Here is a 26,714-nt window from a genome sequence, read left to right as displayed (position 1 = left end):
TTGTCCCCAAAATACTGGGGGGAGTCATGCTGTTACACGTTTTGTACCTGATAGGAATCACTGCCGAAGCCATGACCGGCGCGCTGGCGGCGGGTCGTCGTCGGATGGATACATTCGGCGTCATTATTATTGCCACCGCAACAGCCATCGGCGGTGGCTCTGTCCGCGATATTCTGCTCGGCCACTATCCTCTGGGCTGGGTTAAACATCCCGAATACGTGATTATTGTCGCCACAGCGGCAGTCCTGACGACTATTGTGGCTCCCGTCATGCCCTACCTGCGCAAGGTGTTCCTGGTACTGGATGCCTTAGGCCTGGTGGTTTTTTCCATTATCGGCGCCCAGGTGGCCCTGGATATGGGGCATGGGCCAATCATTGCCGTCGTTGCAGCAGTCACCACCGGCGTCTTCGGTGGAGTGCTGCGCGATATGTTCTGTAAACGTATTCCGCTCGTTTTTCAGAAAGAGCTGTACGCCGGGGTTTCATTCGCCTCTGCCGTGCTGTATATCGTCCTGCAACACTATGTTTCCAGTCAGGATATCGTGGTTATCTCAACCCTGATGTTTGGCTTTGTCGCCCGGCTTCTGGCGCTGCGCCTTAAACTGGGTTTGCCGGTGTTTTACTACCACCACGAAAGCCACTAAGGAATGAAGCTCTCAATCTGCTGAGCTGCCAACCAGTGGCTCAGCTGTTTGACCTCCGCGTTGTCCAGCCATGTCATCACCTGACGTGCGCGACGCGGGCCGACTGCCGGAAGTTGTTGCCAGTACAATTCAGTTCGCCCTGACAACTGCCGCCATGAACGATCGCCACTGGCATTGAGCGCCACCAGTGGTAACGGGATGCCTAACGCTTGTATCCAGCGAATAAAAGGCTGTTTTCTAACCAAATTAAACTGATGCCATACCTGCTCACCTTTTGCTTTCGCAAATCCCGGCGTGTGCTGAATCTGCTCCTGAGTTAAAGCCAGCCATGAAAAGATATGTTCAAAGTGATGCTGCTGATGAAGCGCCCGCCAGCCCGCCTCACCCACACCGTCCAGCTTTAAAACAGCGCCAGAGCCCAACCAGACCAGGCGGGAGATAAACTGTTCCTGACACGATGCGGAAGCAAAAAAGCAAGTCAATGAATTGAAGCGATTATCAGGAGGTATCGGTTTAACCCGGTCTGAACTCCGCCAGACGACATCGTCAATACGTGGGATCCCCTGTCCGGCAAGGCTCACCAGGATTTGATCGCCAGGGGCGATATCCCACTCTTTCCAGCGATTTACAGAACCGATATTCACCCGTTGTACCCGTTTATCATCCAGCATGACGGGGGCAAGTGTTGCTACAACGGCGATTTTTCCGCTTTTGCCGACCATAAATTGAATCGCGGTGACCTCCGCCACCTGCGCAACGGGTGGGTATTTCCAGGCAACCAGCCAACTCCCTTGCCCTGGTAACCACTGGTGGGACGCAGGTTCCTTGTCCATTCGCACAACGACCCCATCGGTAACGAAGGGTAAAGCGGACGTCCACCAGTGCGTACGCGCCCGCTCCACGGCCTCAACGTTGTCAACTGGCAGCGTGAATGCCTTCGCTAGTGTAAAACCCGCTGCACTCAACTGGTTGACTCTTTCGGACATTGTCTGCGGGCCATCAGGCCAGGCCCAGATAAAAATCCCCAGTGATGATAAGTCGCTTACGCTGGTCTTGCGCATCAGCAGACCCGCCACCTTCGAACGGGCATTCATCCCGCCCATTTTTTGCTGGATATGCCCTTCCCGTCGCAGAAAGATCTCACCCTGTAACACGCTGTTTGTCAGCGCCCCCGCCACGGTTTGCGGCACGGCTGGCATCAGCTGTACTTTTTGCGTCCAGTCTTCGCCCTTCAGACCATCGCCACGGCTGATCGCCTGCGTCAGTTTGCCATGTTGATATTTCAGCGTAACCGCCACACCATCAACCTTCGGCTGTACCCACAAATCGTTGTGCCCGCGCATCCATTGCTGCACAGCTCGCTTGTCAGGCAGCTTTTGTACCCCGGTATGGGCGACGGGATGAGGGACCGTACCACCCGGTGAAGGCAACGCCTGGCTGGGCGGAGAGTCGTCAGCAAAACAGTGCTGCCACTGAAGCAGTCGTGCATGCAGTTGATCGTAGACGCCGTCTTCGACCACACTCACTCCCTCTTTCCAGTAGGCGTCATCCCACTGCACAATTTGCTGTTGCAAACGAGAGATCTCTTCGTGAGCCCTCGCAGACGACCATACCGGACATACCGCCCAGGACTGCGCCTGCCATAACCACAACCCCATCAATATCGCTGTCCCAACTTTCATCGCCACTCTCCGCTGTACGTTTCCAGGCAGATATAGCGCGTTGTGTGGGCAGCGCCGAGCGACAAAAGTGTAGATTGCGTTCAGGCTTCCAGTGATTCCGCTCATTTGCAGAGAATGTTGCGTAAATCAGGAAACAGGCGCGCAAAAAGCAATAATCTGGCGTAAAAAGTGTGACAAAGACTACGTCGCGTAGCGGTGACGTGTATAATAAGCCCGTATGTAGGTTCATTTTCGATAATCACATACGTAAGATACTCATGGCTCAAGGCACGCTTTATATTGTTTCTGCCCCCAGTGGCGCGGGTAAGTCCAGCCTGATTCAGGCTTTGTTAAAAACCCAACCGTTGTACGACACCCAGGTTTCTGTTTCGCACACGACGCGCGCTCCGCGCCCGGGTGAAGTTCACGGCGAACATTATTTCTTTGTGGATCATGACGAATTCAGAACCATGATTGGCAACGACGCGTTTCTGGAACACGCAGAAGTTTTTGGCAATTACTATGGCACCTCGCGTGAAGCCATTGAGCAAGTGCTGGCTTCCGGGGTAGATGTCTTTCTCGATATCGACTGGCAGGGCGCGCAACAAATTCGTAAGAAGATGCCGCATGCGCGCAGTATCTTTATTTTGCCGCCGTCTAAACTGGAACTGGACCGCCGTTTGCGGGGTCGTGGACAGGATAGCGAAGAGGTGATTGCGAAACGTATGGCGCAAGCTGTTGCAGAAATGAGCCATTACGCCGAATATGATTATCTTATTGTGAATGATGACTTCGACACCGCCCTGGGCGATCTGAAAACCATTATTCGCGCCGAACGTCTGCGCATGAGCCGCCAAAAGCAGCGTCATGACGCTTTAATCAGCAAACTGTTGGCAGACTGAACCCACTTTCAGTATCATGCCCAGTCATTTCTTCACCTGTGGAGCATTTTAAGTATGGCACGCGTAACTGTTCAGGACGCTGTAGAGAAAATTGGTAACCGTTTTGACCTGGTACTGGTCGCCGCGCGTCGCGCTCGTCAGATGCAGGTAGGCGGAAAGGATCCGCTCGTACCGGAAGAAAACGATAAAACTACCGTAATCGCGCTGCGCGAAATCGAAGAAGGTCTGATCAACAACCAGATCCTCGACGTCCGTGAGCGCCAGGAACAGCAAGAGCAGGAAGCCGCTGAATTACAAGCCGTAACCGCAATTGCTGAAGGTCGTCGTTAATCACAAAGCGGGTCGCCCTTGTATCTGTTTGAAAGCCTGAATCAACTGATTCAACACTACCTGCCGGAAGACCAAATCAAACGTCTTCGGCAGGCGTATCTCGTTGCACGTGACGCTCACGAGGGCCAGACACGTTCAAGCGGTGAACCTTATATCACGCACCCTGTTGCCGTAGCCTGTATTCTGGCCGAGATGAAACTCGACTATGAAACGCTGATGGCTGCGCTGCTGCATGACGTGATCGAAGATACTCCCGCCACCTACCAGGACATGGAGCAGCTGTTTGGTAAAAGCGTTGCTGAACTGGTAGAGGGGGTGTCGAAGCTTGATAAACTCAAGTTTCGCGATAAGAAAGAGGCGCAGGCCGAAAACTTTCGCAAGATGATTATGGCGATGGTGCAGGATATCCGCGTCATTCTCATCAAACTCGCCGACCGTACCCACAACATGCGCACGCTGGGCTCATTACGCCCGGACAAACGTCGCCGCATCGCCCGTGAAACCCTTGAGATCTATAGCCCGCTGGCGCACCGTTTAGGTATTCATCACATTAAAACCGAGCTTGAAGAGCTGGGTTTTGAGGCGCTGTACCCGAACCGCTATCGCGTGATTAAAGAGGTGGTTAAAGCCGCTCGCGGCAACCGCAAAGAGATGATCCAAAAAATCCTCTCTGAAATCGAAGGGCGACTGCAGGAAGCGGGAATTCCATGCCGTGTGAGTGGTCGTGAAAAGCACCTCTATTCCATCTATTGCAAGATGGTGCTTAAAGAGCAGCGTTTCCATTCGATCATGGATATCTATGCGTTCCGTGTAATCGTCCATGACGCCGACACCTGCTATCGCGTGCTCGGCCAGATGCACAGTCTCTATAAACCGCGTCCTGGACGGGTAAAAGACTACATCGCCATTCCAAAAGCGAACGGCTATCAGTCTTTGCACACGTCGATGATCGGTCCACACGGCGTTCCGGTTGAAGTCCAGATCCGTACAGAGGATATGGACCAGATGGCCGAAATGGGGGTCGCGGCGCACTGGGCTTATAAAGAGCACGGCGAAACCAGTACTACCGCGCAGATTCGTGCCCAGCGCTGGATGCAAAGCCTGCTGGAACTGCAACAAAGCGCAGGTAGCTCGTTTGAATTTATCGAGAGCGTGAAATCCGATCTGTTCCCGGATGAGATTTACGTTTTCACACCTGAAGGGCGCATTGTCGAACTGCCTGCCGGTGCCACTCCTGTCGACTTTGCTTATGCGGTGCATACCGATATCGGTCATGCCTGCGTCGGCGCACGCGTCGACAGACAGCCCTATCCGCTGTCACAGCCGCTGACCAGCGGTCAGACGGTCGAAATCATTACCGCGCCGGGGGCTCGTCCGAACGCGGCATGGCTTAACTTCGTCGTCAGTTCAAAAGCCCGCGCCAAGATCCGCCAGTTGCTGAAGAACCTCAAGCGCGATGATTCTGTCAGTCTGGGACGTCGCCTGCTCAACCATGCGTTAGGTGGCAGTCGTAAGCTGGCCGAAATCCCGCAAGAGAGTATCCAGCGTGAACTTGAGCGGATGAAGCTTGCGACGCTTGACGATCTGCTGGCAGAAATCGGCCTCGGCAATGCCATGAGCGTGGTGGTAGCGAAAAACCTGCAGCAGGGCGATGCCTCCGCAATCCAACCTGCTGTGCCCGGCCACGGTCATTTGCCTATTAAAGGCGCAGATGGCGTGCTGATTACCTTTGCCAAATGCTGTCGTCCGATTCCGGGCGATCCGATCATTGCCCACGTCAGTCCGGGTAAAGGCCTGGTCATTCACCATGAATCCTGCCGTAACATCCGTGGTTACCAGAAAGAGCCAGAGAAGTTTATGGCGGTGGAATGGGACAAAGAGACGGAGCAGGAATTCATCACCGAAATCAAAGTGGATATGTTTAACCACCAGGGTGCGCTGGCAAATCTGACGGCGGCGATCAACACCACCACCTCTAATATTCAGAGCCTGAATACTGAAGAGAAGGATGGTCGCGTCTACAGCGCCTTTATTCGCCTTACTGCGCGCGACCGTGTTCACCTGGCGAATATCATGCGCAAAATTCGCGTGATGCCTGACGTGATAAAAGTCACCCGTAACCGAAACTAGTTTTATGAACCTACAGCGCTATGCACGTATTTGTGAGATGCTCGCCAGGCGCCAGCCGGACCTGACCGTTTGCATGGAGCAGGTCCACAAACCTCATAACGTTTCTGCGATTATTCGTACCGCAGATGCCGTCGGCGTCCACGAAGTCCACGCCGTCTGGCCAGGCAGTCGTATGCGCACCATGGCCTCAGCAGCAGCCGGCAGCAACAGTTGGGTGCAGGTGAAAACCCACCGCACAATTGGCGATGCTGTCACGCATTTAAAAGGCCGGGGCATGCAGGTTCTGGCAACTCATCTCTCTGATAATGCTGTCGATTTCCGCGAAATCGATTACACACGTCCGACCTGTATCCTGATGGGGCAGGAGAAAACGGGTATTACCCAGGAAGCGCTGGACCTGGCGGATCAGGATATCATCATCCCGATGATCGGCATGGTTCAATCGCTTAACGTTTCCGTTGCCTCAGCGCTGATTCTGTATGAAGCGCAGCGCCAGCGGCAGAATGCCGGGATGTATCTGCGCGAAAACAGCATGTTGCCGGAAGGCGAACAGCAGCGCCTGTTGTTTGAAGGCGGCTATCCGGTACTGGCGAAAGTCGCCAAACGCAAAGGGCTGCCCTATCCGCATATCAATCAGCAAGGTGCGATTGAAGCCGATGATACCTGGTGGTCCACCATGCAGGCGGCGAAGTAAATCATGAGTGGGCGCCTGTTAGATGCTGTCCCGCTCAGTTCACTAACGGGCGTTGGCGCAGCGCAGAGCAGCAAACTGGCAAAAATTGGTCTGCACACCGTGCAGGATCTGCTGTTACACCTCCCTCTGCGTTATGAAGACCGCACCCAACTCTATCCCATTGGCGAACTGCTGCCCGGCGTATACGCCACTGTCGAAGGGGAAGTGCTGAACTGTAACATCACTTTCGGGGGTCGCCGGATGATGACCTGTCAGATCAGCGACGGTACCGGCATCCTGACAATGCGCTTTTTCAACTTCAACGCGGCGATGAAAAACAGCCTCGCCACCGGACGACGCGTACTGGCTTATGGCGAAGCGAAGCGCGGGAAGTACGGCGCAGAGATGATCCACCCGGAATACCGTGTCCAGGGCGATCTCAGTACACCAGCATTGCAGGAAACCCTCACCCCGGTTTATCCCACTACCGAAGGGGTGAAACAGGCAACACTGCGCAAGCTCACCGATCAGGCGCTGGATCTGCTGGATACCTGCGCCATTGCCGAACTCTTACCGCCGGAATTGCTGCAGGGCATGCTCAGTCTGCCTGAAGCGCTTCGCACGCTGCATCGCCCACCGCCGACGCTCCAGTTAAGCGATCTCGAAACCGGGCAGCACCCGGCGCAACGTCGTCTGATTCTGGAAGAGTTGCTGGCGCATAACCTGAGTATGCTGGCGCTCCGTGCAGGCGCACAGCGTTTTCATGCTCAACCACTGAGCGCCAACGACACGCTGAAAAATCAACTGTTAGCCTCACTGCCCTTTAAGCCGACTGGCGCGCAAGCCCGCGTGGTAGCGGAAATCGAGCACGATATGGCGCTCGATATCCCCATGATGCGTCTGGTGCAGGGTGATGTCGGCTCCGGTAAAACGCTGGTCGCCGCACTCGCCGCTCTGCGAGCGATTGCGCATGGAAAACAGGTCGCGCTGATGGCCCCGACCGAGTTACTGGCGGAGCAGCATGCCAACAACTTCCGTAACTGGTTTGCTCCACTGGGTGTCGAAGTCGGCTGGCTGGCGGGCAAGCAGAAAGGCAAAGCGCGTCTGGCGCAACAAGATGCGATTGCCAGCGGACAGGTACAAATGGTGGTAGGAACGCACGCGATCTTTCAGGAACAGGTGCAGTTCAACGGTCTTGCGCTGGTCATCATCGACGAGCAGCATCGTTTTGGCGTGCATCAGCGCCTCGCACTGTGGGAAAAAGGCCAGCAACAGGGTTTCCATCCGCATCAGTTGATCATGACCGCTACGCCTATTCCTCGGACGCTGGCGATGACCGCCTACGCAGATCTCGATACCTCCGTCATTGACGAACTGCCCCCCGGACGCACTCCCGTCACAACGGTTGCCATTCCGGATACGCGTCGCAGCGATATTATTGACCGCGTGCGCAACGCCTGTACGCAGGAAGGTCGCCAGGCCTACTGGGTCTGTACGCTGATTGAAGAATCTGATTTGTTAGAAGCGCAGGCCGCTGAAGCCACATGGGAAGAGTTAAAACTCGCGTTACCAGAACTAAACGTCGGGCTGGTCCACGGGCGCATGAAGCCTGCCGAAAAACAGGCGGTGATGGCGGCGTTTAAACAGGGCGAACTGCACCTGCTTGTCGCCACCACGGTGATTGAAGTCGGTGTGGATGTCCCCAATGCCAGTCTGATGATCATCGAAAACCCGGAACGTCTCGGTTTAGCACAGTTACACCAGCTACGTGGACGCGTCGGCCGTGGCGCGGTGGCCTCACACTGCGTACTACTCTACAAGTCGCCGTTATCGAAAACGGCCCAGAAACGCCTGCAGGTGTTACGCGACAGCAGCGATGGCTTTGTGATTGCGCAAAAAGATCTCGAAATTCGCGGACCCGGTGAATTGCTGGGTACGCGGCAGACGGGGAATGCCGAATTCAAAGTGGCGAATTTACTGCGAGATCAGGCCATTATTCCGGAAGTTCAGCGTATTGCTCGTCATATTCATGAACGTTACCCACAAGAGGCAAAAGCGTTAATCGAACGCTGGATGCCTGAAACAGAACGCTATTCTAACGCCTGATCCTGATGGCGATGCAAAAGCGCGGTGGTTCATCACCACCGCACCTTCTCGTTATTGCGCAAAAATAGGCAACAGTAAATACAGCTTAATCACCAGCGCGTTGACGATATCAATGAAAAACGCGCCGACCATCGGCACCACCAGAAACGCCATATGGGATGGACCAAAACGTTCGGTAATCGCCTGCATATTGGCAATCGCGGTTGGCGTCGCCCCCAGACCAAAGCCGCAGTGTCCCGCCGCCAGCACAGCTGCATCGTAGTTTTTGCCCATCATTCGCCAGGTGACAAATATCGCGTACAGCGCCATAAAGATGGACTGCACCACCAGGATTGCCAGCATCGGCAGCGCCAGTGAAGCCAGTTCCCACAGCTTCAGGCTCATCAGCGCCATGGCCAGAAACAGCGACAGGCTGACGTTCCCGAGAACAGAGACTGCACGCTCAAAAACGCGATAAAAACCTACCAGCGCCAGGCCGTTACTGACAATCACGCCGACAAACAACACGCAGACAAACGTGGGCAGCTCAAACACTGTCCCCGCCAGCAATTGCGCAACGATCTTACCCACGGTGAGACAGATGGCGATAAGCGCAATGGTTTCAATCAGTACCAGCGAGGTAATCATGCGCCCGACGTCCGGCTTTTCAAACGCGGTCGGCACTTCCAGATCGTCCGGAATACCGTCCGGCGTGGTGGAGTGTTTGACCAGATAACGTGCCACAGGCCCGCCGATCAGCCCACCAAGAACCAGGCCAAAAGTGGCGCACGCCATCGCCACTTCCGTCGCGTTAGCAAAGCCGTAGCGTTCGATAAACAGCTTGCTCCAGGCGGCACCAGTACCGTGGCCACCAGACAGCGTGATCGAACCTGCAATCAACCCCATCAGTGGATCAAGTCCCAGCAGGCTGGCCATCCCAATGCCGATGGCATTTTGCATCAGCAGCAACCCCACGACGACGATCAGGAAAATTCCCACCACGCGACCGCCCGCCCGTAAGCTGGCGATGTTGGCGTTTAAACCGATGGTGGCGAAAAACGCCAGCATCAGCGGATCGCGCAACGTCATATCGAAATTCACTTCCCAGCCCATGCTCTTTTTCAGTACTAACAGGGCCAATGCGACCAGCAACCCACCAGCAACGGGTTCAGGAATCGTATATTTCTTGAGGAAGGAGACTGACTGAACCAGTTTACGCCCCAGTAGCAACGTCAGCGTTGCGGCAACAAGGGTTGATAAGGTATCGAGTTGAAACATACAAAGCTCCTTGAGTACGTCTGAATCAGTTACGCACTGATGTCTTATTCCTGCGGATATTTTTAGCTTTTAGTAGTAATTCGGCATGGATTTTAAGCAGAAAAGAGGGAAAAGTTATATAAAAATGTGATTTCATCCATTTTAAATATTAAGAATACCCACTCGCAAACGTTTGCTTTTACCATCTGGTCAGATAAAATGCCCGCTTTGTCATCACGGGATTATCATTGATGTCTGTTAACACCCTCGAGTCGGAAAATGCGCAACCGGTTGCGCAGACTCAAAACAGCGAACTGATTTATCGTCTTGAAGATCGCCCGCCGCTTCCGCAAACCCTGTTTGCCGCCTGTCAGCATCTGTTGGCGATGTTCGTTGCGGTCATTACGCCGGCGCTGCTCATCTGTCAGGCGCTGGGGTTACCGGCTCAGGATACGCAACACATTATCAGTATGTCGCTGTTCGCCTCTGGCGTGGCCTCCATTATTCAGATTAAAGCCTGGGGTCCGGTGGGTTCAGGGTTGTTATCGATTCAGGGCACCAGTTTTAACTTCGTGGCACCGCTGATTATGGGCGGTACCGCACTGAAAACCGGCGGTGCAGACGTCCCCACGATGATGGCGGCGCTGTTTGGCACCCTGATGCTGGCCAGTTGCACGGAGATGGTGCTCTCCCGGATTCTGCATCTCGCGCGTCGTATCATCACCCCGCTAGTCTCGGGCGTAGTGGTGATGATTATCGGTCTGTCGCTGATTCAGGTGGGGCTGACGTCCATCGGTGGTGGTTATGCCGCGATGAGCGACAACACGTTCGGAGCGCCCAAGAATCTGATGCTGGCAGGCGTTGTGCTGCTGCTGATTATTCTGCTCAACCGCCAGCGTAACCCGTACCTGCGCGTGGCTTCACTGGTTATCGCTATGGCGGCGGGCTATGCGCTGGCATGGTTTATGGGCATGCTGCCGGAAAATAACGCGCCAGCCTCCCAGGATCTGATCATGGTGCCGACGCCGTTGTACTACGGGCTGGGCATTGACTGGAATCTGCTACTGCCGTTGATGCTGGTGTTTATGATTACCTCGCTGGAAACCATCGGCGATATCACCGCAACGTCCGACGTTTCCGAACAGCCCGTCTCTGGCCCACTGTACATGAAGCGTCTGAAGGGCGGTGTGCTGGCAAACGGCCTGAACTCCTTCGTCTCTGCGGTCTTTAACACTTTCCCAAACTCCTGTTTCGGACAGAACAACGGGGTCATTCAGTTAACCGGCGTGGCCAGCCGCTACGTTGGCTTTGTGGTTGCGCTGATGCTGATCGTGCTCGGTTTGTTCCCGGCGGTGAGCGGCTTTGTGCAGCATATCCCTGAGCCTGTACTCGGCGGGGCGACGCTGGTTATGTTCGGGACTATCGCGGCGTCTGGGGTGCGGATTGTTTCCCGCGAACCCCTGAACCGCCGCGCGATCCTGATTATTGCGCTGTCACTGGCTGTTGGTCTTGGCGTCTCTCAGCAGCCGCTGATCCTCCAGTTCGCGCCTGACTGGGTGAAAAACCTGCTCTCTTCCGGTATTGCTGCGGGTGGTATCACCGCTATCGTACTGAACCTGATTTTCCCGCCTGAAAAGCAGTAAAGGCTATGCGACGGTGATTCAAATTCACCGTCGCTATCATACTCTTTCACGATTCCTGCCTTGAGGATTGCGCGTAAATCGTGCATAACTCAACTATGTGCCCTTCGCAGGATGGAAGACCATGAAATTTATTGGAAAGCTGATTCTCTATGTACTGATCGCCCTTCTGGTGGTGATTCTCGGCCTCTATTTCCTGCTGCAAACGCGCTGGGGCGCAGAACACATCAGTGCCTTGATATCTGAGCACAGCGACTATCAGTTATCCTTTGAGGCGATGGACCATCGTTTTTCTTCTCCTTCACATATCCTGCTGAAAAACGTCACCTTTGGGCGTGACGGTCAACCAGCCACGCTCGTGGCAAAAGCGGTCGATATTGGGCTGAGTACTCGCCAACTGACACATCCACGGCATGTCGATACGATCCTGCTGCAAAACGGTACCCTTAATATTTCGCCTCAGACGGCACCGCTCCCCTTTCAGTCTGACCGCCTGCAGTTGCAGGATATGGCGCTTAATAGCCCGGGCAGCGAGTGGGATCTGAGCGCTCAGCGGGTTAATGGTGGCATCATTCCCTGGCTGCCCGAAGCCGGTAAAGTGCTCGGCAGCAAAGCGCAAATTCAGCTCAGCGCGGGTTCTCTGACATTAAATGACGTTCCTGCTGCTAACGTACTGATTGAAGGCAGTATCGATAACGAACAGGTGACATTAAGCACTATCGGCGCAGATATCGCGCGCGGTGCGTTAACCGGTGTGGCAAAACGCCATGCTGATGGCAGTTGGATGGTGGAGAATCTGCGGCTGAACGACATCCGACTGCAAAGCGATAAATCGCTGGCCGACTTTTTCGCGCCGCTGAACGCCATTCCATCGCTACAGATTAATCGCCTTGAGGTCACTGACTCGCGTCTACAGGGACCAGACTGGGCAGTCACTGACCTTGACCTTAGTTTGCGCAATCTGACCTTCAGCAAAGACGACTGGCAGACGCAGGAAGGCAAATTGTCGATGAATGCCAGCGAGTTCATTTTTGGCTCGTTGCATCTGTTCGACCCTATTCTGAATGCCGAGTTTTCGCCGCAAGGTATCGCGCTGCGCCAGTTCACTACCCGCTGGGAAGGCGGAATGGTCAGGACTTCCGGCAACTGGCTGCGGGAAGGTAAAGCCCTTATCCTCGATGACGCAGCCATCGCGGGCATCGAGTACACCCTGCCGGAAAACTGGAAACAGCGCTGGATGCAACCGCTGCCGACATGGCTGAACAGCCTGACGCTGAAGAAATTTACTGCCAGCCGCAACCTGGTGATTGATATCGACCCGACATTCCCGTGGCAGTTGACCGCGCTGGATGGTTATGGCGCGAATCTGGGGCTGGTCCAGAACCAGAAATGGGGCGTCTGGAGCGGAAACGCGACCCTGAATGCCGCCGCCGCCACCTTCAACCGCGTTGACGTGCGCCGCCCCTCCTTGTCTTTAGCCGCCAATGCCAGCACGGTGAATATCAGCGAACTGAGCGCCTTTACGGAAAGAGGGATTCTGGAAGCGACCGCCAGCGTGTCACAGTTACCGCCGCGCCAGACACAGATCAGCCTGAATGGCCGCGGTGTCCCGGTGAACGTTCTACAGCAATGGGGATGGCCAGCACTGCCGATCGCCGGTGACGGTAATATCCAGCTGACAGCCAGCGGAACGGTGCAGGCAGACGCGCCGCTCAAGCCCACAGTGAATGGGCAATTGCACGCCGTGAATGCGAATAAACAGCAGGTCACGCAAACCATGCAGGCCGGAGTCGTCTCCGCGGGTGAAGTGACGTCGACCGAACCTGCCCCCGTTACGCCATAATCTCTCCTTAGCGCTCCCGGATATTCATTATCCGGGAGCGTTCTCTGTCTGAAAGCGAAACAGGTATTCATTTATCGGCTATTTGTGCCTATTTTCCGCAACAGGTTTTCATCCCCACCGGGAGTTGTTATAACAATTACGTTGGAAGTCTTATTTAATAATTACAAACACCCTACATAAAATAAAGGAATAGCCATGTCTGTAATACGTCAACGTATTCTGGCGGATATGCAAAGATTCTCCAGAGCAATGATCGGGGCGGTCTTGTTCTTACCTGTTATTGGCTTAATCCTGGCATTAAGTTCAATATTAACTAACCCGACACTTATTTCCGAAACCAGCTTTTTACATCAAATGGGTCAACTCCTCGGTGATACCTTCTGGCCATTATTTGGCAACCTGGGACTGCTTTTCTGTGTCGGCATCAGCTATGGTCTGGCGAAAGATAAAAAAACCGAAGTCGCGCTGGTTGCCGTCATGTGCTTTATTATGTTTTTGGGCGCCAATCACTCCTGGCTGGAATATACTCACGGCATCGCTGAAAAGGTCAATGGCGAATATTATGGCACCGGACAAACGCAAATTTTAGGTTTTGTCGTTGTTGATATGGGGATCTTTTTAGGGATTATTCTCGGCTGCACCATTGCCTGGGTCCATAATAAAGTCTCTGAAATAGAGTTGCCGGGCGCACTCTCGATGTACGGCGGCGCAAAACTGACCTTAATCGCCATGACACCGGTGATCCTTTTTTACGCCATTGCCTTTACCTGGTTCTGGCCGTTCATCACACACGGCATCGCGGCATTAACCAGTTTCATGAAAAACGCCGGGGTGGCAGGCGTCTTCGTGTACGGCTTCTTTGAAAAATTCCTGATCCCAACAGGACTGCACCACTTTGTCTGGTCTCCCTTCCAGTTGACCCAGATTGGCGGCACTCTGAACGTTGACGGGCAGGTGGTCTCCGGGACGCAAGCCATCTTCCTGGCCTACATGCGCCATCCGGATCTCACCCCGGTAATGAACGAAGCACTGCGCTTTTCCCAGCAGGGCATGACGACAATCTTTGGTCTCTCCGGTGCAGCGCTGGCGTTTTACCACACCGCCACGCCGGAGAAGAAAATGATGGCGAAGGCGATTCTGTTGCCCGCTATTATTACCTCTATTCTCACCGGAATTACCGAACCGATTGAATTTACATTCTTATTTATTTCGCCGCTGTTATGGCTGATTCACGCCACGCTGACCGCCGCCTCTCAGGCAATTTGCGATCTGCTGACGGTTCGTCCGTGGGGCGCGTCCGGACTCATTGAGTTTCTGATATATAACCTGCCGTTACCGGCAGCCCTCACCCGCTGGCCGCTATACGTTCTAATCGGTATCGGGCAATTCGCCGCGTACTACGTCATTTTCCGTACGCTGGTCATCAGGCTGAACCTGAAAACACCAGGGCGCGAAGATGACGGCGAAGTGAAACTCTACAGTAAAGAAGATTACCGCAATAAAAAGGCCAAAGCAGGTCAGGCCGTCACCGATGAGATCATTAAAGGCTTAGGTGGCAAAGAGAACATTATTTCTATTGATAACTGTTTTACCCGATTACGCGTCGCGCTCCATCATCCCGACAAAATTGATGAAGCCTTATTAAAAAGTACCGGCGCCAATGGCGTAGTGCGTAATCAAAATGAAGTTCAGGTTATTTACGGTGTGAGGGTTGGACAGGTTCGAGCCCGGGTAGATAACTGGCTGGCAAATAATTAATCAGGAGTTGTTATGAAATTAACCGTATTAGGCGGGGGCGGCGTTCGTTCCGCGTTCCTGGCGAAATCTCTGGCCTATAATGCGCATCGTATTGGTTTACAGGAAGTGGTGTTCCTCGATAACGCAGAAGAGAACCTGAAAATTTTCGGCGAAATCGCCCGTTATGTTTTTGCCACGATTCGACCTGATATTCGTTTCAGCCTGACGACGGATCCGGTATCCGCGTTAAAGAACAGCAATTATGTCATCACTACGCTACGCGTCGGCGGCGATGAAAGCCGTGTGCGCGATGAACGTATCGCGCTCAACCATAACACATTAGGTCAGGAAACCACCGGGGCGGGTGGTTTTGCGATGGCGATGCGGTCGATTCCCGCCATTCTTAATTACTGCCGTCTGATTGAAGAACATGCCGCACCCGATGCCATTCTGTTCAACTTTACTAACCCTTCCGGACTGGTTACCGAGGCGATCATCAAATCCGGGTTCAAACGTCGGGTTTATGGCATTTGCGATGCCCCTTCAGAGTTGATTCGCGAACTGCCTGCCATCCTCAACTGCGACGAAGCGGATTTGAAAGTGGAGTGCTATGGTCTGAACCACTTCTCGTGGTTTACCCATTTCACCGTGAAGGGTGAGGACGTCACCGACAAACTGGTGAGCAACCCGGCGCTGTACAGCAAAACGGCGATGCAGTACTTCTCACCGGTGCTGGTTCAGCTTTGCGACAAGCAATTGCTGAATGAATATCTCTATTACTACTACTATCGCGAAGTGGCGCTGAAAGCGATTCAGGATGCACCGGAAACGCGCGGTGAAGCTATCACGCGGATCAACAAGGAAATGCGCGAGGAACTGCAGAATGTGGATGCGCAGGCAAACCCGGAAGCCGCATTCGATATCTGGATGAAACACTATCTGCGCCGCGAAAATAGCTATATGCAGAGTGAGTCGCATCAGGAAAAATTCAACACCCGCACGCCGCTAACGCTGCAACAGTTTATTGAAGAACCGGATAGCGGCGGTTACGCAGGGGTGGCGCTGGATATTCTCGAAGCCGTGAACAGCGCCACCAGCAAACGCATCGTTGTCTCACTGCAAAACAATGGCACGCTGGATTTCTTACGCCCGGATGATGTCATTGAGATCAGCTGTGATCTGAGCAAAGAGGGGCTGAAACCGGTGACGCCGATCCACGTACCGGACGCGCAGAAAAACATGATCTCCTGCGTGAAAGAGTACGAGCGTCTGGCAGTGGAAGCCATCATGCGCAAAGATAAATTTCTGGCAATCCGCGCATTAATGGCGCATCCGCTGATTGGCTCCTGGTCGTTGGCCGAAAAGTTGGTTGGCGAGTATCTCGACGAAGCACAGTTTAGCGACTGGAAATGATCGTTCCCGGGGCGTCGAGTGGCGCCCCGCCCGGATTTTGCATAAACCAGAGCTTCAGCAAATGTTCGAATCCCAGGATGCAGTAACCAAAGAAAGGGTTGCTCCAGTAGATATCATCATCAAACTTTTGCGGATCGTGAATGATGACGGCGGTGTTTGCCGCCTGGGCCAGGGGGCTTTGATAGTCACCGGTAAAGCAGACAAGGTCGGTATTTTTACCTTCCAGCGCCTTGACCCAATTTAATGCCGAACTGCTGCGACCAGATTTAGACACCAGCCAGATAGAATCGAATTTTGCAGCCGTTTTTTGTTCCAGTATTTCGTAGTCCGGCCAAAGTGCCAGGCTGGCATTCACGCCAATCACCAGGAATTTATTATAAATATATTGCGCAATCAGTTGTGAGAAACCGCTGCCATGAATAAGAATACGGTCGTGCTGCAGACGATTTAATAGCAACGCGAGGTTTTCGGTTGGCTGGACATTCATAAAGTTAATATCATTGGTCACATCAAGTTTTGGCATTGTGATATTAAATTTAATGAAATACACCAGCTCCAGCCAGCCGCTAAATTTGAGCTTTTTCGCCAGACGGACCAGCGATGACGGATTGCTGTAACAGTGTTCCGCGACGGTGCGGATACCCTCACGAATGCATTGTTCTGGATTATTCTGAATAAAGCGCAGTACGGTAACTTCTGTCTTACTTAATTTTACATCACGAAATACATTTTCCAGTTCCATTTTCTGCTCCTGTGAGTGCAGAATAAATTTATCATTTTTTAAAGTAAACGGTCTGTGCAACAGGTCACTTCATCACAATTTCATATTAAAAAAAGAAATGAATAAAAATCTGACATTACTCGCCATGATATTTTTCTTATGGGGCAATATAACCGCCATTAACAGCGTGCTGATCATCTTTTTCTATCAGTATTTCCATCTGTCGTGGTCGCAGTCTATTTTCATTACCGTTATTTTTTACGTGGCCCCTTTTCTGACCTGTCTGCCCTGTTCAATGCTAATTGAACGCCAGGGGTACCGTAAGGTGTTGCTGCTGTCGTTAACGTTGTCGGTTGCGGGATGCCTGCTGTTCGCTCTGGCGTTGCAGCTGGATTCCTTCGCCCTGTCACTGTTGGCGATGTTTGTCGTGGCGACGGGCGTGGCGGCGATGCAGGTTGTCGCGAATCCCTATCTGACATTGCTCAGCGCACCGCACAAACGCATTGGCAATCTGTGTCTGGCCTCTGCGGTTAATTCGCTGGGAACCACGCTGGCGCCCATGCTGGTTGCGCTCCTCCTGGCGTTTTCCCCTATCGATATCCTGGCGCGTGAAGAACCTATCAGTGCGCTCTGGCTTTGCCTCGCCTGCTTTTCGCTGGCATTGATTGCAGGGGTTTTCTGGATCCGCCTGCCGGATGTGGCGCGCCCGGAAAAAGCCGCGTCAGGAACGTATAACGCCTGGAAGAACAGAGAACTGTTATTCAGTGTGGCGGCGATTTTTATCTATGTCGGCGTCGAAGTGAGCCTTGCGACCAGCCTGGTGAAATATCTCATCACCATCGGTGGCTGGAGCACCACTGTCGCGATGTCGCTGGTCTCTTTTTACTGGGGAGGCGCGCTGGCGGGCCGTTTTCTTTACGGTCTGCTCGCCGACAAAACAGGTAATTACACGCCGTTTATGGTGGCGACGCTGGCCTGCGCTACGGCAGTGATCATGGCGGTAGGGCTGAATAATATCACCGGCGGTTATCTGCTTATCCTGACCGGCTTAGGGAACTCAATTCTGTATCCGATTATCTTCGGGCACACCATCAATAAAAATCCGACAATCGCCAACATTTCAGCCGCAGCAATGGTAATGGCCGGGATTGGTGGCGCGGTCATTCCCTTATTACAGGCCGTCTGCATTGACGGACTCAATCTCCGGTTCAGCTTTTTATTACCGGTCGTGCTGTATCTGCTGCTGGCGCTATGGGGGCGGCTTAACCTCCGCCCCCTCGGTACGTCAACTTAAAGCGTAATGACGATCTCATGACTTTGCGGCGTCACCACTACGCCGGATTCGCTTCCTCGATGTGAAGCGCCGCGAATACCGCTAATTTGCGCAATGTTACGCAGGCACAGCGTCCAGTTGTGCGCATCCCCATTCCCCGTCACGGTGAGGGTGTTGCCATTGCGCTTAGCGGTTAACGTAAAGGCAACCGAACCGTCAGCCGCAGGAACTTCGCAAACGGCTTCACGGCCCTCATCGAGAGAGAACAACTGGAAGGCGGTATCTTCATTCCATGCGTAGTCAGGCTTTTGATTATTGCCCCCCAACGCCAACAACGTGTTGTCACGCACGTACACCGGTAGACTCAGGAAGTCATGCTGCTGCTTGTGCCAGCGACCGCCCTGTACTTCGTCATTGCGCCACAGGTGCGTCCAGCGTCCCTCCGGCAAGTAAAACTGCACATCACCGGCTTGCGAGAACACCGGTGCCACCATCACAGAATCACCCAACATATATTGTCGGTCGAGATAATCGCATGCCGGATCGTCCGGGAACTCCAGCATCATGGCGCGCATCATCGGCGTGCCCCGTTCGTGCGCACGAACCGCCTCCCGGTACAGATACGGCATCATGCGACACTTCTGCTCGGTGAAGTAGCGCACCACATCGCAGGATTCATCGTCATATGCCCAGGGCACACGATAGGATTTACTGCCGTGCAAGCGACTGTGGCTGGAGAGTAGACCAAAAGCACACCAGCGTTTATAGACGTGTGCCGGCGCGGTATTCTCGAAGCCACCGATATCATGGCTCCAGAAGCCAAACCCGGACAAACCGATAGACAAGCCACCGCGCAGACTTTCCGCCATTGACTCATAGTTGGCGTAGCAGTCGCCACCCCAGTGCACCGGGAATTGTTGTGCGCCCACGGAAGCGGAGCGGGCAAACAGAACCGCCTCTTCTTCGCCCACGGTCTCTTTCAGCACGTTCCACACCAGTTCGTTGTAGACGTACGCATAATGGTTGTGCATTTTCTGCGGATCGGAACCATCAAACCATTGCACATCGGTGGGGATACGCTCGCCAAAGTCAGTCTTGAAGCAGTCAACGCCGATATCCACCAGACCTTTCAGTTTGCTGGCATACCATTCACAGGCTTGCGGGTTGGTAAAGTCATAAATCGCCAGCCCCGGCTGCCATTTATCCCACTGCCACAGAGAACCGTCCGGACGTTTAAGCAGATAGCCTTTCTCTTTTAGCTCACTAAAAATTGGTGATTTCTGTCCAATGTACGGGTTGATCCATACGCAGACCTTCAGCCCTTTCTTCTTCAGCCGACGAATCATCCCTTCCGGGTCCGGGAAGGTCACCGGATCCCATTCGAAATCACACCACTGGAAGGCCTTCATCCAGAAACAGTCGAAGTGGAAGACGTGCAGCGGCAGATTGCGCTTCGCCATGCCATCAATAAAGCTGTTTACCGTCGCTTCATCGTAGTTGGTGGTGAACGAGGTGGTCAGCCACAGTCCGAACGACCAGGCAGGCGGTAGCGCCGGACGCCCCGTGAAGCGGGTATAGCGGTTCAGTACGTCTTTCGGCGTCGGGCCGTCGATCACGAAATATTCGAGATATTCCCCCTCGACGCTGAACTGCACTTTTGACACTTTCTCCGAGCCGATTTCAAACGAGACGCACTGTGGATGGTTAACCAGTACGCCGTAGCCACGGTTAGTCATGTAAAACGGGATATTCTTGTAGGACTGCTCGGTGCTGGTGCCGCCGTCGCGGTTCCAGGTTTCTACCGTCTGGCCGTTGCGCACCAGTGCGGTAAAGCGCTCGCCCAGCCCGTAAACCGTCTCGCCGACGCCCAGATCCAGGCGCTCGAACATGTAGTTTCGCTGAGTGCTGGTGTCCTGCACATAACCATTGTTCTTCAACTGGCTGCCGGTGATGCGCACGCCGTCACGCAGGAAATCCAGCGACCAGAACTCACCTTTGGTAACGCGCACGCTTAAGTGACCGCTTTTCAGTTCAGCAACGTCGGCGGTGTTTTGGATGTCGACCTTCACGTCCTGCACAACGTTGAGCGGGTAATGCGGACCGTTATCCAGCGCCCCCTGAAAGTGTTCCATGCGCACGCCTACAACCCCTTCCTGCGGCGAAAAGAAACGCAACGTAAACAACGGGGTATCCAGTTGCCAGGTACGTTCACGGACGTCACGCGGTGCGGCATAAACCACCAGTTCATTACCGTGCTGTTCTACATCAAACACCTGGACAGGATGCGTCAAATTAAGGCCAGGCTGAATCAGCCAGTTTCCGTCGCTAATCTTCATACTCTGTTCCTTTAGTTCTGAAATTCGTTATGCGTAAATTCGTGCTGATTGCGGCGCGCGCCCTGTGCCAGTTGGTCAAGGATATTTCTCAGGTAAGGCGTTTTGAGGGTGTAATAGCGTTTGGCAATCACGGCGCTCAGCAGGTAACAGATGGCCGGAACGATCGTGAACAGAGCAATAATGATGCTGATAGTGGCACTGTTCTGGGTTTTCGCCGTCGCGTCGTAACCGCCGCCCGCCAGCATCCAGCCAATAAGCGCGCCGCCGAGCGCCAGGCCCAGCTTGAGCACGAACAGGGTGCCCGCAAAGCTGATGCCGGTCAGACGCTTACCGTTACACCATTCGCCATAGTCGACGGTATCGGACATCATTACCCATTGGATCGGCGTCACCAGTTGGTGCAACACACCGATCGCGAAGATAAAGACGAACATGGTGATGTCGGCTTGCATCGGGACGAAGAACATCGCGAGACTAACCACCGCCAGCGCCGCATTGGTCCACCAGAAAATGCTGACTTTGCATTTCCAGTCGGTGAGCGGTTTTGCCAGCGCGGAGCCAATCAGGTTGCCGACGCAGTAGGTGGTCAGGAAGGCAACGAACACCTCGGGCGTTCCCAGGATCCAGGTGACGTAATACATCATCGCACCACCGCGCACGCAGACGGCGAGGATATTGAGGATGGTCAGGAGCCCCACGATCCGCCACTGGTCGTTTTGCCAGATATCGCGCAGATCTTCGCGCATCGAGGTGGTGCTCGGCGGTGCTTCCACACGCTCTTTAGTGGTGAAGAAGCAGAACGCCAGCATCAGGAACGCCACCACGGACAGCACCGCAATCCCGCCCTGGAAACCCAGCGCTTTGTTATCGGCGTCAATGAAATTCACCAGCGGCATCATCAGCACGGTCGAGAGCATCCCGCCCGCCGTCGCCAGCACAAAGCGCCATGACTGGAGGGAAATGCGCTGCGTTGGATCGCTGGTAATCACCCCACCCAGCGCGCAATACGGGATATTCACCACGGTATAAAGCAGCGTCAGCAGCGTATAGGTGACAGCGGCGTAAATCATCTTACCGTTCAGGCTGAGGTCCGGCGTGCTGTACGCCAGAACGCAAACAATACCAAACGGCAGTGCGCCAAACAGCACCCACGGACGGAATTTTCCCCAACGAGAGCGCGTGCGGTCTGCCAGCAGTCCCATGCACGGGTCTGAAATGGCGTCCAGCACACGCGCCAGTAAAAACATGGTGCCGACAAAACCGGCAGGAATACCGAAAATGTCAGTATAAAAAAACATCATATACAGCATGACGTTATCGAAAATAATATGACTGGCAGCGTCACCCATCCCGTAGCCAATCTTCTCCTTAACAGACAAAACATGAATAGTCATAACACATCCTTTTCGCGCTCCCATGCGCACTGGTACCGGTTACCGTTTTTGTAAACCATCCCGTTGGCTGCGAATATTCCGATATCTCGTTATCAAATTACGATTCTTGTTTTCTGTGATCGCGGTTGCGCCAGAAGATGTGAGGAAATGTAACTAGAGGAATTTATGAGGATTTATATGAAACCGATCATAGTAAAGAGAAAGGGAAGTTAAAAAAGTGAGTGAGGGGGTGTGGAAACGTCAGGAAGTAGCTATAATGCGCCCCGCCTCCATGTAGCAATGCAGGCGCGGAAGATCGTCGTCTCCGGTGAGGCGGCTGGACTTCAAATCCAGTTGGGGCCGCCAGCGGTCCCGGGCAGGTTCGACTCCTGTGATCTTCCGCCAATTAGCTTCTACTGAACTATCCCGAAGTCAACAACCCCCTTTGTAATCCCTTATATATCAAGTATTCCTTGTATCCATAGGTCAATCGACTTCAACCTGCATCAAGCGGTTTTTGGGGGTGTATTAGGGGGTACTATTCACCATTAAAATGACAGCACCCCCATAATGGCAAAAATGTGAGTTATAACAATGGGTTTTGACGACATATTTGTTATAAAAGGGATTAATTGGGGGTATCATATTAGTTACTGGCGGAAATCCCCACAGGAGAATGGATTCATCAAAAGCCGGAGAATGTCATGGCGCTAACCGATGTTAAAGTGAAAACCGCAAAGCCAAAAGAAAAGCCTTATAAGCTGGCTGATGGCGGCGGTATGTATCTGCTGATTAACGCTAATGGTTCTAAATACTGGCGTATAAAGTACCGCTTCGCTGGTAAAGAAAAGATGCTTTCTATTGGCGTATACCCCGATGTTTCGCTGGCCGACGCACGCGAAAAACGCAGCGAAGCCAGAAAAATCCTCGCTGCTGGAAGCGACCCGGGCGAAGTAAAGAAAGAAGAGAAAGTGGCTCAGCAAATGAGCTTGAAAAACACTTTCGAGGCCGTTGCCCGCGAATGGCATCAAACGAAATCCGATCGCTGGTCATTACGTTATCGTGATGAAATCATCGATACCTTTGAAAAAGATATCTTTCCCTACATCGGCAAGCGCTCTATTGCTGAAATCAAACCAATGGAGTTGCTGGAGGCCCTGCGTAAAATGGAAAAACGCGGAGCACTGGAGAAAATGCGCAAGGTCCGCCAGCGCTGTGGCGAGGTGTTCCGCTATGCAATTGTCACTGGCAGAGCTGACTACAACCCCGCCCCCGACCTTGCCAGCGCGTTAGCTACGCCGAAAAAAGTACATTTCCCCTTCCTTACGGCCAATGAACTTCCTCACTTCCTTAACGACCTGGCGGGTTATACCGGTAGCATTATAACGAAGACAGCTACTCAAATCATTATGTTAACCGGTGTACGCACGCAAGAATTACGTTTCGCACGCTGGGAGGATATCGATTTTGAGACAAAATTGTGGGAGATCCCAGCAGAAGTGATGAAGATGAAGCGGCCTCATATTGTGCCGCTATCAGAGCAGGTTATTGCACTGTTTAAGCAACTTGAGCCGATATCAAAACATCACCCGCTGGTCTTTATCGGCAGGAACGATCCTCGCAAGCCTATCAGCAAGGAAAGCATCAATCAGGTTATTGAGTTGTTGGGATATAAAGGCAGACTGACGGGGCATGGCTTCCGCCACACGATGAGCACCATTCTACATGAGCAGGGTTTTAACTCAGCATGGATTGAAACGCAGCTTGCGCATGTTGATAAGAACGCGATTCGCGGGACGTATAACCATGCGCAGTATCTTGATGGGCGTAGGGAGATGATGCAGTGGTATGCGAATTATATTAGTGAGTTGGGGAAAGGTGGAATTATAGTCGAAGGGAAATTTGAGAAGACAGCATAAAACAAGCAAGATAGCCATCTTTACTGCTAGATGGCCGCTGAAAACTTTATGAAATTTTTTTAAAAAGCTCCGAATTACTGGCATAAGGTATTTTGAGCCTGCCAGTAATTCTGTGTAACTGCCATCGTATTAAAGGTGATCGCTCAGTCGACTCAATAATAAAACGGTTCATCGCCAGCCGCCAGTTCTGGATCGGCATACTCCGTTTTTTCGATGCAGCCAGGATCGCCAGATAAATCACTTTTCGTACTGAGTTATCTGTTGGGAACACCTTACGCTTCTTTATCGCCTGTCGGATTACGCTGTTCAGCAATACTATAGCGTTGGTCATGTAAATGGCCTTGCGGATATCCGCTGGGTAGCCGAAGAACGTATTGAGATATTCCCCGTGCGCACACCAGCTTTTACTAATTTGCGGAATTTATCTCCCCAGACATCTTTGGTTTTAAGACCTTTAGCCAGTTCAGCCGAAAGGGCTTTGAGTTTCTTATCGTCCATAATTTATCTATCTCCATTAATTGAGTGAACATATCAAAAATAGGCAGATACACAATTTAAATTACAGGCTCACATCACACCTATTTCTGCAAGGGATATCCTACGATATCCCCTGTCTGATCTGGCGCACGTATATTACTTATTGATTAAGTCGATAATACGATCGCCTTCAGCATCTTCCTGTGCCACCCGGCTAAAGATACTACTGTCGCTTTGTGTACCTACCTTGATTGGTTCTTTACAATCTTTGTGGAATACTTTTTTCCCATTTTTTGTGACGACGACGCCAGACATATCACCGTGTTGCTCTTTGTCGTAAACAATATATTCATAGACCCCTTTTACGATGCGAATCCAATATAAAGATCCTCCGGCGATCGTTTCTGCGCTGTAATACGCTGTGACTCCCGGCTGATTAGTGACAAGATTCAGCTCCGCAATAGGAGAAGATGCTGTTCCCAGAGCATATCCGGCAGCATCCTGGGCAATAAAAGCGCTGGCAAATTTATTATTGGTTAGCAGACACTCAAGAGTTAATTGTTCCTGATCCTCTGAACTATAGGTCTCGGCAAAAGATGTCTGGGCGGCGGCAATACAGCCTAAAACTAGTACCGCAATTTTTAAGCTAAACTTCACGTTCTTCACTCCTTAATAAACATGTGTGTTTAATCGTTGTGTGAGATTAATTTCCGCTTTTAATTTGCTTACAAGTATCCAGCCACCCGGCGGTATCAATTTTCCCGTTTGCCAGATATTTTTGCTGATTCTGCCAGTGCGCGGCGAGAAATGGCTTAAGACCTGCAAGACGTTTGTTCAGGGTGAGCATTTGATCGAAAACCGTCACTTCGTGTTTCAGACCTTCCTGACCATAAAGCGTGGCTGAATCAACCAGACTACTGGCGTAGTAACTCGTCAGTTGTTGCAGGCGATCTGTTTGCTCGCCAAGTTTTGTTTTTCGGATCGCGCAATTTTTATCACTGTCATCTTTATCCTTACACAGCAATTCATAGTTGTGATTGAGGAAGTCAAGAAAGCGGCCATCATCCTGCAATTTTGTGCAAAGGAAGGAGCCGAGGTTAAGGCTGGCGCGGATCGATTGTGCCCGTTCTTCCTGCTGTTGCTGATTACTGGCGCGGAGCTGATTTTCCAGATCCTTCAGTTTCTTTTTCAGCTCTGTGTCTTCAACGCCTGATGCCAAGCTTCCCAGCGCTTTTGCGGTGTCTGTGGGGGCGTCTTTGCTCTTATCTATGCCCGGTTTATCTGCACCGAGAGTAGCCCAATTTTTCTCCAGCTGTTTCACTCGGTCTGTTGATGTAATGGTCGGAGAGACCAGAACCAGACGCAATCCGGTGGTTTTGCTGGTGAAAGGATGGGCTTCATCGTAGTAGTTAATTTCTTTACGGGTCGCGCTACGGATCTCTGATTCATTCGAGATGACGCTGCCTCCGCGAACCACAAAACCACCAGCCTGGCCGTGAAGTCTGTTGATTTTATTGAGATAGAACGGGGTGAACATCATCTCAGAGACGTTGCCCAGCATATCGTGTAGGCCGAGGGGGTTAGGGTTCAACAGCCCAATAAGCTGTACTTTGCCGTTAGAGGACTGCGAACCGGAATACCACTCATAATTTTTCATGTCATCCATCGGGTAGTGGGAATCACGGAATTCCGCACTGTTTACCTTGAGGCCGCCGCGTGCTGCAAATTCCCATTCTACTTCAGTGGGCAGGCGTAAAAATCCAGGGTTGCCATCCTCTTTCGGTAATTTGTCGAGAGCATTCGTGCGTAACCACTGGTTATATTTATCGGCAAAATTTACCGCATCGAACCAACTGATATTGGTTTCTGCGATGCTTAACTTACGTGATGGCGTGGGGCAGGTACCGCTGGTTAATGCCTGGTATTGCAATGCTGTCAGTTCATATTTGGCCATCAAATAGTAACGACCTTTGCTTTTTTTGCTTTCGGTAAAGCTACCGGCGATAAAGGTTGGATAACTGTGTTCAACAAACCCCCATTCTCCGCCATCTTCTCCTAAGGTGATCGGCATATCATCCAGAGGGCCCGAGACCGGGATCTCTACCTGACGGAATACCATGGCACCTTCACAGGGCATGGGCAAAATAATATCTTCGCTATCCGGCTTGGGGTTATAGATTTTCTCTGCCCACGGTTCGGCCAGCACGGGCGACATCTTCACCAGCAGAGCCAGCGCCAGCCAGCGTGATAATGTGGAAGGGGTAAGGGTCATGAACGTTCTCCGCAAATGATAAATGCCT

Annotated in this window: 19 protein-coding genes, 1 tRNA gene and 1 pseudogene; 13 read left to right on the top strand and 8 right to left on the bottom strand. The window is 52.6% G+C overall.

Annotation, left to right across the window (positions count from 1 at the left end; translation table 11 throughout):
• The first annotated feature begins 26 nt into the window (after positions 1-26).
• Positions 27-644, top strand: a complete 618-nt coding sequence (locus KI228_RS00655) for a trimeric intracellular cation channel family protein (RefSeq protein WP_042998638.1) — start codon at positions 27-29, stop codon at positions 642-644.
• Here KI228_RS00655 and ligB read toward each other — a convergent pair.
• Entirely contained in the window at positions 641-2,326 is a 1,686-nt protein-coding gene (gene ligB, locus KI228_RS00650; protein ID WP_061069370.1) for an NAD-dependent DNA ligase LigB, read from the bottom strand. The genes KI228_RS00655 and ligB overlap by 4 nt on opposite strands.
• A gap of 257 nt (positions 2,327-2,583) precedes the next feature.
• On the opposite strand from ligB, the gene gmk reads away from it, so the two are divergent.
• From gmk to recG, 5 genes are read left to right on the top strand one after another with little or no spacing between them, the layout of a single operon-like run.
• Positions 2,584-3,207 carry a guanylate kinase gene (gmk, locus tag KI228_RS00645; protein ID WP_042998640.1) on the top strand — a complete coding sequence of 208 codons (624 nt, stop codon included), beginning with the start codon at positions 2,584-2,586 and terminating at the stop codon, positions 3,205-3,207.
• 54 nt (positions 3,208-3,261) lie between these two features.
• Positions 3,262-3,537: a DNA-directed RNA polymerase subunit omega gene (gene rpoZ / locus KI228_RS00640; protein ID WP_000135058.1), complete on the top strand. Its 276-nt coding sequence runs from the start codon at positions 3,262-3,264 to the stop codon at positions 3,535-3,537.
• 18 nt (positions 3,538-3,555) lie between these two features.
• Entirely contained in the window at positions 3,556-5,667 is a 2,112-nt protein-coding gene (gene spoT, locus KI228_RS00635; protein WP_044254385.1) for a bifunctional GTP diphosphokinase/guanosine-3',5'-bis pyrophosphate 3'-pyrophosphohydrolase, read from the top strand.
• A 4-nt stretch (positions 5,668-5,671) separates the two neighbouring features.
• Complete coding sequence (trmH, locus tag KI228_RS00630; protein ID WP_058587384.1) at positions 5,672-6,361, top strand: tRNA (guanosine(18)-2'-O)-methyltransferase TrmH; 690 nt, start codon at positions 5,672-5,674, stop codon at positions 6,359-6,361.
• Positions 6,362-6,364: 3 nt separating this feature from the next.
• On the top strand, positions 6,365-8,446 hold the full coding sequence (gene recG, locus KI228_RS00625) for an ATP-dependent DNA helicase RecG (protein ID WP_061069371.1): 2,082 nt from the start codon (positions 6,365-6,367) through the stop codon (positions 8,444-8,446).
• 51 nt (positions 8,447-8,497) lie between these two features.
• Here recG and gltS read toward each other — a convergent pair whose 3' ends face one another.
• Positions 8,498-9,703: a sodium/glutamate symporter gene (gene gltS, locus KI228_RS00620; RefSeq protein ID WP_042998644.1), complete on the bottom strand. Its 1,206-nt coding sequence runs from the start codon at positions 9,701-9,703 to the stop codon at positions 8,498-8,500.
• A gap of 230 nt (positions 9,704-9,933) precedes the next feature.
• Between gltS and xanP the strand changes: the two genes are divergently transcribed.
• From xanP to KI228_RS00600, 4 genes are all read left to right on the top strand, one after another.
• On the top strand, positions 9,934-11,325 hold the full coding sequence (gene xanP / locus KI228_RS00615) for a xanthine/proton symporter XanP (RefSeq protein WP_042998645.1): 1,392 nt from the start codon (positions 9,934-9,936) through the stop codon (positions 11,323-11,325).
• Positions 11,326-11,446: 121 nt separating this feature from the next.
• Positions 11,447-13,165 (top strand): AsmA family protein, encoded by a 1,719-nt coding sequence (locus KI228_RS00610; protein ID WP_141227367.1) that lies wholly within the window; start codon positions 11,447-11,449, stop codon positions 13,163-13,165.
• Between the two features lie 195 nt (positions 13,166-13,360).
• On the top strand, positions 13,361-14,923 hold the full coding sequence (locus KI228_RS00605; RefSeq protein WP_061069373.1) for a PTS transporter subunit EIIC: 1,563 nt from the start codon (positions 13,361-13,363) through the stop codon (positions 14,921-14,923).
• A gap of 12 nt (positions 14,924-14,935) precedes the next feature.
• Positions 14,936-16,315, top strand: a complete 1,380-nt coding sequence (locus KI228_RS00600) for a family 4 glycosyl hydrolase (protein WP_061069374.1) — start codon at positions 14,936-14,938, stop codon at positions 16,313-16,315.
• On the opposite strand, the gene KI228_RS00595 is transcribed toward KI228_RS00600, so the two are convergent.
• Positions 16,299-17,057, bottom strand: a complete 759-nt coding sequence (locus tag KI228_RS00595) for a MurR/RpiR family transcriptional regulator (protein ID WP_042998650.1) — start codon at positions 17,055-17,057, stop codon at positions 16,299-16,301. The genes KI228_RS00600 and KI228_RS00595 overlap by 17 nt on opposite strands.
• Before the next feature lie 97 nt (positions 17,058-17,154).
• Between KI228_RS00595 and KI228_RS00590 the strand changes: the two genes are divergently transcribed.
• The gene (locus tag KI228_RS00590) at positions 17,155-18,330 is read left to right on the top strand and encodes an MFS transporter (protein ID WP_141227366.1); all 1,176 of its coding nucleotides are present in this window, start codon (positions 17,155-17,157) and stop codon (positions 18,328-18,330) included.
• Here the strand turns inward: KI228_RS00590 and yicI are convergent.
• A complete protein-coding gene (yicI, locus tag KI228_RS00585; protein ID WP_042323380.1) occupies positions 18,327-20,645 on the bottom strand; it encodes an alpha-xylosidase in 2,319 nt (772 codons plus the stop codon). The two genes, KI228_RS00590 and yicI, sit on opposite strands and share 4 nt — an antisense overlap.
• A gap of 11 nt (positions 20,646-20,656) precedes the next feature.
• Positions 20,657-22,039: a glycoside-pentoside-hexuronide family transporter gene (locus KI228_RS00580; RefSeq protein WP_042323381.1), complete on the bottom strand. Its 1,383-nt coding sequence runs from the start codon at positions 22,037-22,039 to the stop codon at positions 20,657-20,659.
• Positions 22,040-22,328: 289 nt separating this feature from the next.
• Between KI228_RS00580 and KI228_RS00575 the strand changes: the two genes are divergently transcribed.
• Both KI228_RS00575 and KI228_RS00570 read left to right on the top strand, forming a co-directional pair.
• Positions 22,329-22,423, top strand: a tRNA-Sec gene (locus KI228_RS00575).
• Between the two features lie 299 nt (positions 22,424-22,722).
• Positions 22,723-23,937, top strand: coding sequence for a tyrosine-type recombinase/integrase (locus tag KI228_RS00570; RefSeq protein WP_046401682.1), 1,215 nt, complete (start codon positions 22,723-22,725; stop codon positions 23,935-23,937).
• A 139-nt stretch (positions 23,938-24,076) separates the two neighbouring features.
• Here the strand turns inward: KI228_RS00570 and KI228_RS00565 are convergent.
• The 3 genes and pseudogenes from KI228_RS00565 to KI228_RS00555 form a co-directional block, all read right to left on the bottom strand.
• A pseudogene (locus KI228_RS00565) lies at positions 24,077-24,355 on the bottom strand (transposase); the annotation flags it as partial.
• 215 nt (positions 24,356-24,570) lie between these two features.
• Positions 24,571-25,071, bottom strand: coding sequence for a hypothetical protein (locus KI228_RS00560; protein WP_044254410.1), 501 nt, complete (start codon positions 25,069-25,071; stop codon positions 24,571-24,573).
• Positions 25,072-25,117: 46 nt separating this feature from the next.
• Positions 25,118-26,686, bottom strand: a complete 1,569-nt coding sequence (locus tag KI228_RS00555; RefSeq protein WP_044254413.1) for a formylglycine-generating enzyme family protein — start codon at positions 26,684-26,686, stop codon at positions 25,118-25,120.
• Between the last annotated feature and the right edge of the window lie 28 nt (positions 26,687-26,714).

This window comes from Citrobacter amalonaticus, from assembly GCF_018323885.1.
GTDB lineage: Bacteria > Pseudomonadota > Gammaproteobacteria > Enterobacterales > Enterobacteriaceae > Citrobacter_A > Citrobacter_A amalonaticus.
Note: the sequence above shows the minus strand (reverse complement) of the source record. Positions and strands in the feature narration are given on the sequence as shown.

What these genes read in the sequence shown, in the direction of transcription:
- KI228_RS00655 (WP_042998638.1), top strand. Translation starts at nt 27, where the DNA reads ATGCTGTTACACGTTTTGTACCTGATAGGAATCACTGCCGAAGCCATG.
- ligB (WP_061069370.1), bottom strand. Translation starts at nt 2,326, where the DNA reads ATGAAAGTTGGGACAGCGATATTGATGGGGTTGTGGTTATGGCAGGCG.
- gmk (WP_042998640.1), top strand. Translation starts at nt 2,584, where the DNA reads ATGGCTCAAGGCACGCTTTATATTGTTTCTGCCCCCAGTGGCGCGGGT.
- rpoZ (WP_000135058.1), top strand. Translation starts at nt 3,262, where the DNA reads ATGGCACGCGTAACTGTTCAGGACGCTGTAGAGAAAATTGGTAACCGT.
- trmH (WP_058587384.1), top strand. Translation starts at nt 5,672, where the DNA reads ATGAACCTACAGCGCTATGCACGTATTTGTGAGATGCTCGCCAGGCGC.
- recG (WP_061069371.1), top strand. Translation starts at nt 6,365, where the DNA reads ATGAGTGGGCGCCTGTTAGATGCTGTCCCGCTCAGTTCACTAACGGGC.
- gltS (WP_042998644.1), bottom strand. Translation starts at nt 9,703, where the DNA reads ATGTTTCAACTCGATACCTTATCAACCCTTGTTGCCGCAACGCTGACG.
- xanP (WP_042998645.1), top strand. Translation starts at nt 9,934, where the DNA reads ATGTCTGTTAACACCCTCGAGTCGGAAAATGCGCAACCGGTTGCGCAG.
- KI228_RS00610 (WP_141227367.1), top strand. Translation starts at nt 11,447, where the DNA reads ATGAAATTTATTGGAAAGCTGATTCTCTATGTACTGATCGCCCTTCTG.
- KI228_RS00605 (WP_061069373.1), top strand. Translation starts at nt 13,361, where the DNA reads ATGTCTGTAATACGTCAACGTATTCTGGCGGATATGCAAAGATTCTCC.
- KI228_RS00600 (WP_061069374.1), top strand. Translation starts at nt 14,936, where the DNA reads ATGAAATTAACCGTATTAGGCGGGGGCGGCGTTCGTTCCGCGTTCCTG.
- KI228_RS00595 (WP_042998650.1), bottom strand. Translation starts at nt 17,057, where the DNA reads ATGGAACTGGAAAATGTATTTCGTGATGTAAAATTAAGTAAGACAGAA.
- KI228_RS00590 (WP_141227366.1), top strand. Translation starts at nt 17,155, where the DNA reads ATGAATAAAAATCTGACATTACTCGCCATGATATTTTTCTTATGGGGC.
- yicI (WP_042323380.1), bottom strand. Translation starts at nt 20,645, where the DNA reads ATGAAGATTAGCGACGGAAACTGGCTGATTCAGCCTGGCCTTAATTTG.
- KI228_RS00580 (WP_042323381.1), bottom strand. Translation starts at nt 22,039, where the DNA reads ATGACTATTCATGTTTTGTCTGTTAAGGAGAAGATTGGCTACGGGATG.
- KI228_RS00570 (WP_046401682.1), top strand. Translation starts at nt 22,723, where the DNA reads ATGGCGCTAACCGATGTTAAAGTGAAAACCGCAAAGCCAAAAGAAAAG.
- KI228_RS00555 (WP_044254413.1), bottom strand. Translation starts at nt 26,686, where the DNA reads ATGACCCTTACCCCTTCCACATTATCACGCTGGCTGGCGCTGGCTCTG.